This is a genomic window from Geothermobacter ehrlichii (genome assembly GCF_008124615.1).
Taxonomy (GTDB): Bacteria; Desulfobacterota; Desulfuromonadia; order Desulfuromonadales; family Geothermobacteraceae; genus Geothermobacter; species Geothermobacter ehrlichii.
Genome location: NZ_VNIB01000005.1, coordinates 127,406 through 141,446 on the forward strand (window position 1 = coordinate 127,406; position 14,041 = coordinate 141,446).

The window sequence follows — 14,041 nt, forward strand, 5'->3', positions numbered from 1 at the left end:
TTCGTCAGAAACGCCCTTTTCCTTTAGCCGGAGTACCGATCGGTCTTTTTTCTTCCGTCGGTCACCGCTGATGCCGTTTCGCGCCGGCATCCGTTCAGGACGGTTCAGGCGCTGGCCGTTTGCCGGTCACGTTCCGCGACCCGGCGCAGGATGTTGGCCTTGACCATCAGGTAGAGGAAGCGGTAGAGCTCGTAGTCGAGCATTGTGGCCGCGACGCAGATGTCGCGGATACATCTCTTGCCGTCGATCAATGACAGAACGAATTTCTGGTGCACGGTCAGCCGGCCACTGTTGACCTTGTCCTGCCCGCCGGGCGTGAATTCGAGCACCGTGTCCAGGGAGGGCAGCATCTCCCGGATGTTCTGCCACTCGTTTTCGTTGGCGGCAGCCTCTGCCAGAAAATCACCGATGTCCAGCCGCAGGTTGTTTTTCGGGTCGACCTGCGGATCGCCGGGGATGAAGGTAAATTCCCCTTCGGGAAAGACGATGAGGGAATGCAGGATCATCTTGGCCTGATCCTGCAGGGAACTGAGCAGTTCACTCCGCTTCAGGGCGCCCATTTCCACCAGTGCCTCGCCCAGCCGCAGGTTCGGATTGCCTTCGCACAGTACCAGCGCCCGGTCGCGCTGCTCCTCGGTGATCTTCCCCTGGCGGACGAGCAGGTAGCCGAGCTTGTTCATCAAAAAGCCGGTCTGGGCGTGGTTGGTGATGTTCTGCGAGGTGGCCGACGTCAGTTGGCCGCGGCTGAAGGTCAGTACCTTTTCGTTGTGTGGCGCCGTGACCTTCAGTGTGCCTGTCAGACGTTCCTTGTCGATACGGCTGAGCAGAGCCGGTACTCTGACCGGGGGGCGGAGCAGGCTGCGCAGGCGTTCGTCCGGCGTTGTTTCGAGTGCCGGGTATCCGGCCGCATCCCTGTCCGGCGCGATCGAGTCAGATGCCGCCTTGCCGGCTTCACCGGATCGACGGGCTGCTTCCGCCGATGGCTGGTCAGGCACTGGAGCGGCCGTTTCGGTTGCCGGATGCAACTGGGTCCAGTCGTGCTGGATCAGCATCTGCGGCGCCGGCATGGCCGGCCGCTTTCGCGGGCGTCGCTGGTAGATGAGCAGAAACTTGATCAGGCCGCCGCTGCCGAGAACCAGGAGAATGAGCCACAGGTAGGTTCTGTTCGTTGCTGGCGTCTGCCCGGCGGCAGCTGTTTGCGGTGGCGCCTGCCCGGCGGCAGCTGTTTGCGGTGGCGCCTGCCGGGTGTCTTCACTGCGATCGCCGGCGGTTCGGTTGTCGATCGGTTCGGTTCGCGGTGACCGGGGTTTTGGGCCGGCCAGACCGTTGGCCGTCGCCCGGGCAGGGTGGGCAGCGACTTTGCTGTTGGTGTCGGTGGTCGTCTGTGGCGAGGTGGTTTCGTCTGCTGTCCCGGTGGAGGCGGCCGGTTGTCGTCGTGTTTTTTTCCCGGATTCAGTCTGAGCGGCCGTTTTGTCGGAGATCGGCGATTTGTCGACGACCTTCCGGCTGGTCACCGCTGGCTTGTCCGGCATCTGTACCCGGGCGAAGCGGTTTTCGTTTTTGGCCGGCCGGCGGGAAGCTGACGCGGCGGTCCTGGCCGGTGCCGGGCGGGGGGGCGTCAGCGTCACCCGCACGCCGGGGGCGGAATAGTCGCCGACGCCCATGGCGGCCAGCAGGCGTGCGCCTTCCGGGTCGGTGTCCATCACCAGCAGCAGGTCGCGCAGCTGCTGCAGCAGCTGTGGTTTCAGTCCCCGGCGGCCGACCAGCACGGCGCCCTGCCTTTTCGAGGAAGGGGCGGGTTCGTAAGTGACCAGGCGGCTGAATTCGACCGGACTCTGCCTGTCGACGTAATCGCGCGGCAGCAGGGCCAGGTCGACCTCACGGTAGCGGTTCATCCACTTGTGGAGCAGGGTCTCGCTGCTGAAGATGCGCAACTGCACCTGCTGGCCGAGCTGCCGCTGCAGCCATCCGGCCAGCTGTTTGGCCTGGGACCGGGTCTGAATCAGGCCGGCGGCGTCGGGCACGGCGCCGAAGGTGAGTTCGGCCCGGGCGGGTGGGGTGGGAAAGAGCAGGATGACAACGATGGCAACGATGCCGCCGAAAATTCTGCTCATTCGATGATCCCTCGTGCACCAGGGGTTCAAGGTCCAGTCCCTCCTCTGCTTCATACATTGTATCGGCAGGGTGAAGTTCTGCCCTTCACGGGACCGGCTGACATGAAGCTACGTGATGGCGGCCGGTCACAAACGTGAAAAATCATACCAGAAAAAGCGGGAAGGTGCCTAGATGTGTTGGGAAGAAAGGCGGAGCGGTTTCAGCCGAAACCGCCGGGGCGTGATTCGGCGGTCGACGGCCTGGCCGACCAGAGCTCGCAGATAGCTTCCCGCGCCAGGCGCAACAGCTGGTTCTTTTCATTGCGTGCCAGCCAGATCAGGCTCAGGGGCAGGCGCAACCAGCCCTTGCTCCAGATGCTGACGGTGCCGTCATCCGCCAGCGGCAGCGCTTCGTCCTCGCGCATCACCGCCACCCCCTGGCCTTCGATCACCAGTTGCCGGACGATGAATTCGTCGACGGCCCTGACCGCCCGGTTCGGCTTCAGGCGGCGGCGCGTGAATTCGTGCAGCACGGCGGTGTAGGGCAGGGAACTGTGCTCCGCCCAGATCCAGGGCAGGCTGGCGACTTCTTCCCAGTCCGGCTCCTGTCGGGTCTGCAGCAGTGGCGGCGGAATGACGATGCAGAAATGAACCTCGGCCAGCGGCTCGCAGCAGAGGTCGGGATCGGATGGTCGCCCATAGACGAAGGCGAGATCGAGCTGCCCCTGGCGCAGCAGTCGGGGCGCGTGGCTTGTTTCGCTGCTGATGAAGATAACGTTGAACTCGGCGTTGAGGTGGCGCAGCCGTCGGTTGATGGCACCGACCTGCAGAAAACCGGGATCGGTGTTGAGGCCGATATGCAGCGGTTCGCCGCTGCCCCGGCGCAGGCCGGCAGCCTTGCGCTGCAGCCTTTCGGCCTGTTCGAGCAGCTCCTCGATGGCGGGCAGGCCTCGGCCGGCGGCTCGACCATCATTGCCCGCATTGTTTTCAGCCGCAGCCCCTTTCGCGCCGGCGAGGTGATCTTCGCCATCGACCTGGGCATCATCCTGGCGACGGCCCTGGTCTTTCACCGCGTCGAACCGGCACTCTGGAGTTTGGTCAGTCTATGTGACCTCGCGCTGCATCGATGCTGTTCACGGTGGCGTGCCGCGGGAGAGGGCGGTTTCCGACGAGCCGCCGGGGGCTGGCGATGCGCGTCCCTGCAGGCACGCGGTGGCCGGCGGCGAAGGCCACTGAGGCCTGCTTTCCTTCTTCGGCGTGCAGCGGCCGTCAGTCGAGAAGCGGATGGTCGCCGATGCGGCGCTTGCGGTAGTAGGAGACGAGGGTCAGGGCCGTTCCGGCCAGCAGCAGCACGGCGCCGGTCAGGGCGAGATTGATGCCGGGGTCGTAATTGATGGTCAGCAGGCTGTAGCTGGCGAAGATCGGCTCCACCGGCCAGAAGCGGATGCCGGCGCTGACCAGCGGGTAGGGCAGGGGGGAGCGCAGCCAGTACCAGCCGCGCCAGATTTCACCGTCCGGCCGCTCGAGTCGCAGCAGCATGGCCGGGTCCTCCAGTCGCCCGCTTCGTTGCCGGACGCGGCCGTCGGCTCCCTTGACGGCGTCGGGCAGAAAGGCCTCCACGTGCAGCACCGCCCCGGTCCCGGTTTCGAGACGTGATCCCCTTCTGAGCAGCAGATTCCCCTTGCCTGGCTGGAAGACCCTGAAGCCTTGCGCCTGACGGCCGAAGGAGAGGGGGACGACCACCAGCCCCGCGTATTGCAGCGGATGGTTGATGCGCGCCACCTGCCGGACCAGCCGTTCCTCTCCGCGCAGCAGACTGAGATCGTTGTACATGTCGAGCGGCTGTCCCTGCTCGCCGAAGCGCGGTTCGAAGCGTTCCAGCCGCAGATAGTGGCCGGGCCAGGGGGAGATGGGAAAAAGCTCCCCCTCGAAAACCTGCGCCCGGTCGATGCGGAAGCCGTAGAGATGGCCGACGAGGAAGCCGAGGCTGACCAGGACGAAGCCGGCATGGATCAGGTATTCCCCCAGCTTTCGCCAGCGATGACGGAGGTGGCGCAGCCATTCGAGCAGGCAGCAGAAAGTGTTCACCGCCAGCAGCAGAGCGAGCAGTCCGAGCAACGGCATCCACCAGGTCTGCTCCAGCTGCCGGCTGCCGGTCTGCCGCCACCAGGTCGCCAGGGTGTGCTGGTCGAGATCGCCGAAGACGGTGGGATGGGCGTAGATGACCAGCGAACCGAAGATGGCCAGCAGGGTGGCCAGGCTGGCCAGCACGATGGCCAGCTTCAGCGAACAGCAGAGGTTCCAGAGTCTTTGTCCAGCCGTCTGCATGGGCTACTCCAGGGGATGGTTGCTTTCCAGCAGCAGGCCGATGCCGAGGTAGGTGAAGAGAACCACGCCGAAGCCGGCGATGGAGAGCAGCGCGTAGCCGGTCCCCTGCCAGCGGCGGACGAACTTGGCGTGGCACATGCCGGCGTAGAAGAGCCAGACGATGAACGACCAGAGGCTCTTGATGTTCCACGAAAACCAGGTTCCCCAGGCGATCCAGGCCCAGATGCCGCCGAAGACCATGCAGACGGTGAAACAGAGAAAGCCGATGAGGATGGCCTCCTCGTTGAGTTTGCGCAGGTCGGTGAGCGAGGGAAGCCGGGCGCTGTCGGCGCGGCGCTGCCAGAGATAGAGGGCGCCGAGGGAGAAGGCCATGGCAAACATGGCGTATCCCGTGAAGGAGAAGATGATGTGCAGGGTGAACAGCGGCGTGTCGAGGCTGGGAATGAGCACCGGCAGCTTCGGGTCGCGCGGCAGAATGCTGAAAATCAGCAGCAGATTGACAAACATGACGAACAGGCCGGCGGCGCCGATGCGGTAACGCAGGTCGAAGTAGATGTAGGTGGAGACCAGCGCCCAGCTGAAGAAGAACTGGGTCGAAAAGAGGTTGGTCACCGGCAGAAAACCCGCCGCCTGCCAGCGCAGCCCCAGACAGAGGGTCTGGGACAGCCAGCCGGTGACGACCAGGATTCTCGCCCCGAACGCCAGCTTGCGCCGCCGGCCGAAGAAGGCCGCCAGATAGCCGGCGCCGGCCAGAAGATAGCAGGCCAGGGCCAGGTAGAGCAGGGGGATCTGATAGCTGATCATGACGGAGTTTTCCTCATGGCCTTGCCGGGTTCTGCGGAATGTAGCACATTGCCGGCAGAAGGTGAAGTCGGGCTTGTCAACCATAATATTTGCGTTGGTTGACAAGTGGTGTGGCCGGTGCTAATTTGCCCGGTCATGGCACCTCTTTACAGTGTCCGCATGCGGGCCAGTCGGCGGGGCGAGCACATGTCCGGCGCCGAACGCCTGGTGCGGCAGGAAGATGTCGAGACGGTCTGTCTCGAGCTGCTGCGGCGGGGACGCCGTCACAGCCGGGGGACGGCCGATGCCCTGCGCCTGGCCGTCGACCTGGTCGAAGAGGCGGAGATCGTGACCACGGCCCTGCCCGACCTGCTCACCTGGCAGGTGGCGGACGTTGCCGCCGGCCGCCGCGCTGCCCTGTGCAGGCTGGTCGCCGCCGGCGTTCCCGAGGCGGTTGCCGGTGCGGCGATGGCGGCTCTGGCCAAGGGGGCTGCCCCCGGCGGCGGCGTCATGCGCGGCGCCATGCTGGTCGATGTGCACAGCGGCGAGAGGCTGGAGGCGGACCAGGCGCGCGGGGTTCGCGTCAGCCGCATGGATCTGCTGCCGGAGCTGGAGGCGGAGCTGCAGCAACAGTTGGCCGCCTGCGGGCTGAACAACCGGCATGTCAGAGAGGCGCTGGTGCTGGCGGCCAAGGTGCTCTCGGCTCCGGGGCTGGTTGCCGAGCTCTGCTGGTCGGACGACCCCGACTACACCGCCGGCTATGTCGCCGCCCCCGGTTTCGGCTACCAGCGCTTTCCCCGGCTCAAGCCGGCAGGGGACCGTCGCGGGGGGAGGGCCTTTTTCGTCGACGGACGACGGACGGATGTCGAAGCGCTGATCCGCTATCTTGAACGGACACCGGTGCTGGTGACCCGGCCGGGCCGGGTGTTGCCGGCGCGGCCCTGGCAGGAGGGATGATGGAAGACTGGCAAAAGGAACTCGACCGGCTGTCTGAGACCGGCATGCGGCGTTTTCTGCGGGTCATCGACGGCGCCCAGGGACCGCAGGTGGAGCTCGACGGTCGTCGGGTGTTGCTCCTCTGTTCCAATAACTATCTCGGTCTGGCCGGTCACCCGGCGCTGATCGAGGCGATGGTCCGGGCGACGCGCGATTTCGGTGCCGGTTCCGGCGCCTCGCGCCTGGTGTCGGGGACCATGCGCGCCCATGTCGAGCTCGAGGAGCGCCTGGCGGCCTTCAAGGGAACCGAGGCGGCGCTGCTGTTCAACAGCGGTTTCGCTGCCAATACCGGCATCCTGCAGGCGCTTTTTGGTCCGGACGACCTGATCTTTTCCGACGAACTCAACCACGCCTCGATCATCGACGGCTGCCGGCTGTCCACCGCCCGGGTGCGGGTCTATCCGCACGCCGACGTGCAGGCCCTCGAGGCGATCATGCGCCAGGAGGCGCCGAAGCGCCGGGGACGCTGGCTGATCGTCACCGACGGGGTGTTCAGCATGGACGGCGACCTCGCTCCCCTGCGTGAACTGGCGGCGCTGAAGCGTCGTTTTGATGCCCTGCTGATGGTCGACGATGCCCACGGCACCGGCGTGCTCGGCGCCACGGGACGGGGGACGGCCGAAGAGCTCGGTTGCCTGCAGGAGGTCGACCTGCACATGGGAACCCTCGGCAAGGCGCTCGGCGTCTGCGGCGCCTATCTGGCCGCGTCGCGGACGGTGATCGACCTGCTGGTGAACCGCTGCCGTCCCTTCATCTATTCCACCAGCCTGCCGCCGGGTGCGGCGGCCGCGGCACAGGCGGCGCTCGCCATCGTCGAAGGCGATGAGGGGCGGCGGTTGCGGCGGGATCTGCAACGCAAGACCGCCCTGTTCACCGCCATCCTGCGGGCGGCCGGCTGCGATCTTCTGGCGAGCAGCACCCAGATCGTGCCGGTGATCACCCGCCAGCCGGATGCGACCATGCGGGCCAGCCGGCGGCTGCTGGAAGAGGGCTATTTCGTGCAGGGGATCCGGCCGCCGACGGTGCCCGAGGGGCTTTGCCGGTTGCGGGCCACCCTGATGGCCAGCCACGCCGACGCCGACGTCGAAAACGCCGCCCGGGCCATTGTCCGGGTTGTCGGGGACGGCGACGATGGCTGAGATTCTGCTGCCGGACGGTCGCCGACTGGCCTACAGCCGCAGCGGCGCCGGGCGCCCCCTGGTGCTGCTGCACGGCTGGTGCATGTCGCGCGCCGTCTTCCGTGAATTTCTCGAGCGGCCGCCGGCCGGCTGCCAGGTCGTGGCCTTCGACCTGCCGGGCCATGGCGCAAGCGATCCCGCCGCGGGAGCGTCGCTGGCCGACTGGGTGCGGGATCTGGCGGCGGCCATCGAGCTTCTTCGCCTGCAGCGGCCGGTTCTCTGCGGTTGGTCGCTGGGCGGCATGCTTTGTCTGCAGCTGGCAGTACAGGCGGGGTGTTCGGCTGCGGCGCTCGTGCTGATCGGTACCACGCCCCGGTTCGTCAACGGTGACGGCTGGCAGGTCGGGGTACCGCCGGCCCGGCTCGCCGCCATGCGGCGGGATGTCCGGCGCAGCTATCGCCCGGCCATGGAGCGTTTCTACCGGATGATGTTCGCCGAAAACGAGCTTGCACCGGCCGAATACCGGCGCATCGCCCGCTTCGCCGCCGGCCCGGGCAGCCTGCCGCCGCAGCCGGTGGCCGAGGCCGGGTTGCGGATTCTGGCGCAGGACGATCTGCGCTCCCTGCTGCCGGAGGTGCGGATGCCGGTTCTGGTGCTGCATGGCCGGCAGGACGCCGTCATCCCCTTTGCCTCGGGAGAGGAGCTGGCCGCGGCGCTGCCGCAGGCCCGGCTGGTCGCCTTCGACGAAACCGGCCATGCCCCTTTCCTGTCCCGGCCTGAACAGGTTCGGCAGGAACTGGAAGGATTTCTGGCATGTCTTCCCCCGTCCTGAACCGGCAGCTGGTTCGCCGGCATTTCAGCAGCCACGCCGCCGACTACGACCGCTACGCCAGGGTGCAGAAGCGGGTGGTGGCCCGGCTTGGCGAACTGTTCGCCTGGCCGGCGACCTGCGGCCGGCCGGTGCTCGACGTCGGCACCGGCACCGGCTATCTGGCCCGGCGGATTCTCGAGCGCCGGCCGGAAACGCCGCTCGTCCTCTCCGACCTCGCCCACGGCATGACCTGTTGCGCCCGGCATAACCTGGGCGGCCTTTCCGCCGTCGACGCCGACGCGGTGGCGCTTCCCTTTGCCGATGCCGTGTTCGCCGGCGTCGTCTCGAGTTCGGTCTACCAGTGGGTCGTCCCCCTGGAGGCGGCCTTCGCCGAGGTGGAGCGGGTGCTGGAGGTGAACGGCTGGTTCGTCTTCGCCCTGTTCGGCGAAGGGTCGCTGTGCGAGCTGCGGCAGGCGCACGAGCAGGCGTCCCGCGCCTGCGGCCGTCACCGCTCGCATTTTCAGACCTTCCCCTCCGCCGGCCGGGTTGAGCAGGCCCTTGCGCGGGCGGGGCTGCGGCTCGAGCAGCTGCAGTCGGAACGGGAGGTCGAGTATCATCCTGACGTCCCCTCCCTGCTGCGCAGCCTCAAGCGCATCGGCGCCGGCAACGCTTCGGCCAGCCGACCGCCGGGGCTGGCCTCGCGCCGGGTGATGTCCGCCATGATCGCTCTTTACGAACGCCGCTGGCGGTGTGAGAAGGGGATTCCGGCGTCCTACGAGGTGATCTACGGCATCGCACGCAAGCAGGGCTGAGTCGGGCAGGGGAAGATTACAGCACCTGCAGCACGGCGCACTTGAGATATTCGGTCTCGGGGCAGGAGAGCAGGACCGGATGGTCGTAGGCCTGACCGCGCATTTCGAGCAGGCGGACAGTGCGCCCGGCCTGCACCGCCGCCTTGCGCAGGGTGTCGAGAAAGACGTCGCGCTTGATGTGGTAGGAGCAGCTGCAGGTGAAGAGGTAGCCGCCCGGCTCGACCAGCCGCATGGCGCGGCGGTTAATGGTCAGATAGCCGCGGACCGCTTCCGGCAGCTTCTTCTTGCTCTTGACAAACGCCGGCGGGTCGAGGATGACGGTGCCGAAGCGCTGTTTCGACTGGCCGAGCTGACGCAGCAGCTCGAAGACGTCGGCGCGCTCGAAGTGGCAGATGTTGTCCTTGTAGTTGAGCCGGGCGTTCTCCTGTGACAGTTCGATCGCCTTTTGCGAGATGTCGATGCCGAGAACGCTGCGGGCTCCGAAGCGGGCGGCGTGGACCGCCCAGCCGCCGGAGTAGCAGAACAGGTCGAGCACGTCGCGCCCCTCCACCCGGCCACGCAGGGCCTGGTGGTTTTCCTTCTGGTCGAAGAAGTGGCCCGTTTTCTGGCCTTCCATCAGGTCGATGCGAAAGCGCAGGCCATGCTCGCGAATGACCAGGTCGGCCGGCAACTCGCCGTGCAGCAGTTCGATCTTGCGCTCCAGCCCCTCCAGCTCGCGCACCGCCACGTCGTTGCGGGCGATGATGGCGGCGGGCTCCAGCAGCTCCTGCAGCGCCTGCAGAATGATCTGGCGACGGCACTCGGTACCGAGAGTGAGAAACTGGACGGCGAGCACGTCCCCGTAGCGGTCGACTACCAGCCCCGGCAGGTTGTCCCCTTCGCCGTGCACCAGCCGCAGGGAGGGCATCTCCCCGTAGATGGTTTCCCGGTAGTCGAGAGCGGCCTGCAGCCGCCGCCGGTAGAAGTCGACCTCGTCGATCGATTCCTGCTGGTGAGTGAGGATGCGGGCGGTGATCAGGGGGCGGGGGTTGTAGTAGGCGACGCCGAGGAACTCGCCGCGGGGAGCCAGCACTTCGACGGCATCGCCCGGTTGCGGGGAACCCTCGAGGTGCGAAACCTCGTTGCTGAAGATCCACGGATGACCGCTACGGGCGCGTCGATCGTGCCCTGGTTTCAGAATCAGCTGTTTCATGCGCATACGGAATGATCGAACAGCGCGTCGACAATCTGTCTGGCTTCTTCGGAAACGACCCGGTAGAAAACCTCGACCCCTTCGCGGCGGCCTTCGATGATCCCCTTGTTCTTCAGTAGCGCCAGGTGCTGGGAGACGGTCGCCTGCGGCAGGCCGAGACATTCCCAGATCTTCTTGACATTGCAGGTTTCGGTCGTCAGGCCGGCGACGATCTTCAGGCGTACCGGGTGACCGAGAACCTTGAGGATTTCCGCCTCTCTGTCGTAGCTCAGTTCCTTGTCGAAGGGCATTTTGTCCATGGGACCCACCTGTGGAATCGGACGAAAAAAAACGTCCAGAAAAAATGGTATATATGAATTTTAATCGTCCGCCGGTTTCAGGTCAAGCACGAAGGGTGGCGAATACGCCGCTTTTGAGACTCGACAGGCCTGCCGGCCATGAATTAGACTTGCCCGGTCGTCCAGACGTGTACTCGTGGAGATTGGTTGATGCTGATTCCCATTGTGGTGTTTGTCGCCGGTCTGCTGCTGCTTTTTTTCGGGGCCGAATCCCTTGTTTCCGGCAGTTCGAGGCTGGCCCTGAGTTTCGGCGTCAGGCCCCTGGTCATCGGCATGACCGTGGTCGCCTTCGCCACCAGCATGCCGGAGATGATCGTTTCGCTGGTCGCCGCCTTCCGCGGCTCGGCCGACCTTGCCGCCGGCAATATCGTCGGTTCCAACATTGCCAACATCGGCCTGATTCTCGGCTGTGCCGCCCTGCTCAGCCCGCTGGCGGTCGGCCGGGGAACCCTGCGTCGCGAGCTGCCGTTTCTGCTGGGCGTTTCGCTGCTTTTCGTCCTGCTCTGCTTCGACGGGGAACTCGGGTTTTTCGACGGCCTGGTTCAGCTGGTGCTGCTGCTGCTCTTTCTGGGCTACTGTCTGCGCGATACCCGCCGGCAGTGGCGTCTCGACGAGGAGACGCAACAGCGGCGGGAGCTGCGCGCACGGCGCGGTCGGGACCTGCTGCTGGTGCTGCTCGGCATCGGCGGGCTGGCCGTCGGCGCCGAAATGATGGTCAGGTCGGCGGTGACCATGGCCCGGCAGTTCGGGATTTCCGAACTGGTTATCGGCGCCAGCGTGGTGGCTGTCGGCACCAGCCTGCCCGAGCTGGCGGCGTCGGTGGTTAGCGCCTGGAAGGGGGAGATGGACATCTCCATCGGCAATGTCATCGGCAGCAACATCTTCAACCTGCTCTTCGTGCTCGGTATCTGCCCCATGCTCGCTCCCCTGGCCATCGATCCCTCGCTGCTCAGGGTGCAGGTCCCGGTCATGCTCGTCTTCACCGTCGGTCTCTGGGGTCTCTCCCTGGGCGGTCGCATCGGCCGGCGCAAGGGTGTGCTGCTTTTGATCTGTTATGCTCTGTTCATAACCCATCTCTTTCGGAGCTGAGTATGCGCCGTCTGTTGCCGTTGCTGCTTCTGCTGCTACTGTCGTCTCCGGTCGCTGCCGCCGGTGATCCCGCGGCCGGCAACCCCGTCGCCGGTACGGCGGAGCTGCCCCCCTCCATCGCCGGGCTGCCGGGCCGCACCTATCACTACGACATTGCCTTTCTCTGGTTTCGCCGGCTGGCCAGGGGAGAGTTCTACCTCGCCCCGGGCGACACTCCGGGCATCTGGCGCGCCGTGCTCGACGCCCGGACTCTGGGCATCGCCGCCTGGCTTACCCGGGACCGGGAGCAGAAGTACGAGTCGCTCATGCGGCTCGACGGGCAGGGACGGCTGCACACCATCTGGCACTCATCGACCATCTACAAGGGCAAGGGTGAGAAGCGTCGCGGCCGTACCAAGGTCTATCACTACGATCACGAGGCGAGGCAGGTCCGGGTCACCGTCGAACGGAACGGTATGGTGACCGAAGGCGATCCCATGCCAATGCCGGACGGGAAGGAACCGGTCGACGTGCTGACCGCCTTTTTCAACTTCCGGGCCGGTGTCTACGGCCCGCTGGAGGTTGGACGACGGGTGGTGGTGCCGACTTTCAGTCGCAAGGGGCCGTCCGATATCGTCATCGACATCCTGCCGCGCAGTGACTGGCCTTCAGGCTACCGTCCCGAGGGAGATGTTCTGTTCTGCCGGGTGACGCTCGACCAGGAGGTCTTCAATACCGGCGGCGGCCATGTCTACGTCTGGCTCGACCGGCGCGGCATGCCGCTTGGCGGTGTGGTGGAGAATGTTCTGGGCATGGGAGACGTGCGCGGCACGAAAGTGAGGGAGGTTGTGAATGGAGAATGAGCGGGTCTTTGTCATCGGACACCGCAATCCGGACACCGATTCGGTCTGCAGCGCCATGGCCTACGCCAGGCTGCTGCAACGCCAGGGCAGGGAGAACGTGCAGGCGGCCCGGGCCGGGCACCTGAACAGGCAGACCGAGTTCGTGCTGGAGGAGCTGTCGCTGCCGCTGCCGCTCCTGCTCGGCGATGTCTACCCGCGGGTCGGCGATGTGATCGGGACGCATGTCATCACCATCGATCGCGACGAGCCCCTGTCGCGGGCGATGGAGCTGTTCCATCTGCACAGCATCCGCCAGCTGCCGGTGGTCGATGGCGCGCGAAGGCCGTTGGGGCTGCTGGTGCTCAAGCGGATTACCGAGCGTTTTCTGGTGCCGCGACGCGAGGCCGAGATCCGGCGGGTCCGCACCTCGCCGGACACCCTGGCGAGCTGCCTGCGGGCGCGCAAGGTCTGCTGCTTCGAGAGCGGCAGCATCGAGGAGCTCGATCTCTATGTCGGGGCCATGTCGGCGCGGACTTTTGCCGACAAGATGCAGTGTCAGGACCCGCGGCGGATGATCCTGGTCACCGGCGATCGCCCCGACATTCAGCGGCAGGCGGTCGAGGCCGGCGTTCGGGTGCTGGTCATCACCGGCGACCTGCCGGTTGACGAGGCCATTCTGGCGATGGCGCGCGAGCGGCAGGTGAGCGTCCTTTCGACCTCTTTCGATACCGCCACCAGCGCCTGGCTGACGCGGCTGGCGACGCCGGTGGGAGAGCTGGTGGGCGAGGAATGTCTGCTGGTCGGCCGGGACGAGCGGGTCGACGAGGCACGGCTGAAACTGATGCACGGCCGGGATCCGGGGGCGGTGGTGGTCGATGTCGATGGCCTGGTCTGCGGCATTCTCACCAAGAGCAACCTGCTGCAGCCGTCGCCGCTGAAACTGATCCTCGTCGATCACAACGAACTCGCCCAGGCGGTTCCGGGTGCGGACAGGGTCGAGATTCTCGAGGTCATCGATCATCACCGGCTGGGCAATTTTCACACCGATCAGCCGATCCGTTTCGTCAATCAGCCTCTGGGCAGCACCTGCACCGTGGTGGCGACCCTCTACCGCCAGGCCGGCATCGACCCGGAACCGGTCTACGCCGCACTCATGCTGGCCGGTCTGATGTCCGACACGGTGATGCTCAAGTCGCCCACGACCACGCCGACCGACCGGGAGTATGCCGAGTGGCTGAGCGCCCTGAGCGGTTACGACTGGAACGATTTCGGCCGTCGCATGTTCCAGGCGGGCAGTTCGCTGGCCGGATTCGCCAGTTGCGAGGAACTCGTGCTCTCCGACTTCAAGGAATTCGCCGCCGGCGAGCAGCGCTTCGGCATCGGCCAGGTGGAAGTGGTCAGCTTTCAGGAATTTTACGACCTGAAGCAGGAGATCGAAGAGGCCCTGGCGCGGCTGCGGGGTGAAAAGGGGCTGGAGATGATCGGACTGCTGGTGACCGATATCGTCAACGGCACCAGTCTGCTGCTCGCTCTCGGCAGCCGGGAGCTGCCCTACATCATCGGTTATCCCCACCTCGGCGACAACCTCTACGAGCTGAAGAACGTCCTTTCCCGCAAGAAGCAGCTGGTCCCCCACCTGCTGAAGGTGCTGCAGGGCTGA

The 14,041-nt window shown here is 65.9% G+C and carries 14 protein-coding genes; 8 read left to right on the forward strand and 6 right to left on the reverse strand.

What is annotated here, in order from left to right:
• Window positions 1-104 precede the first annotated feature (104 nt).
• Together EDC39_RS07135 and EDC39_RS07140 are read right to left on the reverse strand one after the other, a co-directional pair.
• Window positions 105-2,114 (reverse strand): DUF4388 domain-containing protein, encoded by a 2,010-nt coding sequence (locus EDC39_RS07135; RefSeq protein ID WP_187426690.1) that lies wholly within the window; start codon window positions 2,112-2,114, stop codon window positions 105-107.
• A gap of 200 nt (window positions 2,115-2,314) precedes the next feature.
• On the reverse strand, window positions 2,315-3,163 hold the full coding sequence (locus EDC39_RS07140) for a substrate-binding domain-containing protein (RefSeq protein ID WP_148895692.1): 849 nt from the start codon (window positions 3,161-3,163) through the stop codon (window positions 2,315-2,317).
• Between EDC39_RS07140 and EDC39_RS15935 the strand changes: the two genes are divergently transcribed.
• Window positions 3,074-3,469 carry a hypothetical protein gene (locus EDC39_RS15935; protein ID WP_407925433.1) on the forward strand — a complete coding sequence of 132 codons (396 nt, stop codon included), beginning with the start codon at window positions 3,074-3,076 and terminating at the stop codon, window positions 3,467-3,469. The two genes, EDC39_RS07140 and EDC39_RS15935, sit on opposite strands and share 90 nt — an antisense overlap.
• Here EDC39_RS15935 and EDC39_RS07150 read toward each other — a convergent pair.
• The gene (locus tag EDC39_RS07150) at window positions 3,363-4,421 is read right to left on the reverse strand and encodes a cytochrome c biogenesis protein ResB (protein ID WP_148895693.1); all 1,059 of its coding nucleotides are present in this window, start codon (window positions 4,419-4,421) and stop codon (window positions 3,363-3,365) included. The two genes, EDC39_RS15935 and EDC39_RS07150, sit on opposite strands and share 107 nt — an antisense overlap.
• Window positions 4,422-4,424: 3 nt before the next feature.
• Window positions 4,425-5,225 (reverse strand): cytochrome c biogenesis protein CcsA, encoded by an 801-nt coding sequence (gene ccsA, locus EDC39_RS07155; RefSeq protein ID WP_187426691.1) that lies wholly within the window; start codon window positions 5,223-5,225, stop codon window positions 4,425-4,427.
• A gap of 135 nt (window positions 5,226-5,360) precedes the next feature.
• Between ccsA and EDC39_RS07160 the strand changes: the two genes are divergently transcribed.
• From EDC39_RS07160 to EDC39_RS07175, 4 genes are read left to right on the forward strand one after another with little or no spacing between them, the layout of a single operon-like run.
• On the forward strand, window positions 5,361-6,161 hold the full coding sequence (locus EDC39_RS07160) for a 6-carboxyhexanoate--CoA ligase (RefSeq protein WP_148895695.1): 801 nt from the start codon (window positions 5,361-5,363) through the stop codon (window positions 6,159-6,161).
• Window positions 6,161-7,339 carry an 8-amino-7-oxononanoate synthase gene (gene bioF, locus EDC39_RS07165; RefSeq protein ID WP_148895696.1) on the forward strand — a complete coding sequence of 393 codons (1,179 nt, stop codon included), beginning with the start codon at window positions 6,161-6,163 and terminating at the stop codon, window positions 7,337-7,339. Before EDC39_RS07160 ends, bioF begins: the two co-directional genes overlap by 1 nt.
• Window positions 7,332-8,150 carry an alpha/beta fold hydrolase gene (locus EDC39_RS07170; RefSeq protein WP_148895697.1) on the forward strand — a complete coding sequence of 273 codons (819 nt, stop codon included), beginning with the start codon at window positions 7,332-7,334 and terminating at the stop codon, window positions 8,148-8,150. Before bioF ends, EDC39_RS07170 begins: the two co-directional genes overlap by 8 nt.
• Window positions 8,132-8,941 (forward strand): methyltransferase domain-containing protein, encoded by an 810-nt coding sequence (locus tag EDC39_RS07175; protein ID WP_148895698.1) that lies wholly within the window; start codon window positions 8,132-8,134, stop codon window positions 8,939-8,941. Before EDC39_RS07170 ends, EDC39_RS07175 begins: the two co-directional genes overlap by 19 nt.
• A gap of 16 nt (window positions 8,942-8,957) precedes the next feature.
• Here the strand turns inward: EDC39_RS07175 and EDC39_RS07180 are convergent, their stop codons facing one another.
• Window positions 8,958-10,133 carry a class I SAM-dependent rRNA methyltransferase gene (locus EDC39_RS07180; protein ID WP_148895699.1) on the reverse strand — a complete coding sequence of 392 codons (1,176 nt, stop codon included), beginning with the start codon at window positions 10,131-10,133 and terminating at the stop codon, window positions 8,958-8,960.
• A complete protein-coding gene (locus EDC39_RS07185; protein WP_148895781.1) occupies window positions 10,130-10,423 on the reverse strand; it encodes an ArsR/SmtB family transcription factor in 294 nt (97 codons plus the stop codon). The genes EDC39_RS07180 and EDC39_RS07185 overlap by 4 nt, the downstream gene beginning before the upstream one ends.
• 198 nt (window positions 10,424-10,621) lie before the next feature.
• Between EDC39_RS07185 and EDC39_RS07190 the strand changes: the two genes are divergently transcribed.
• The 3 genes from EDC39_RS07190 to EDC39_RS07200 are packed head-to-tail and all read left to right on the forward strand — an operon-like array spanning window position 10,622 to window position 14,041.
• Entirely contained in the window at window positions 10,622-11,560 is a 939-nt protein-coding gene (locus tag EDC39_RS07190) for a calcium/sodium antiporter (protein WP_148895700.1), read from the forward strand.
• Window positions 11,561-11,562: 2 nt separating this feature from the next.
• Window positions 11,563-12,402 (forward strand): DUF3108 domain-containing protein, encoded by an 840-nt coding sequence (locus tag EDC39_RS07195; RefSeq protein WP_148895701.1) that lies wholly within the window; start codon window positions 11,563-11,565, stop codon window positions 12,400-12,402.
• The gene (locus EDC39_RS07200) at window positions 12,392-14,041 is read left to right on the forward strand and encodes a putative manganese-dependent inorganic diphosphatase (RefSeq protein ID WP_148895702.1); all 1,650 of its coding nucleotides are present in this window, start codon (window positions 12,392-12,394) and stop codon (window positions 14,039-14,041) included. The genes EDC39_RS07195 and EDC39_RS07200 overlap by 11 nt, the downstream gene beginning before the upstream one ends.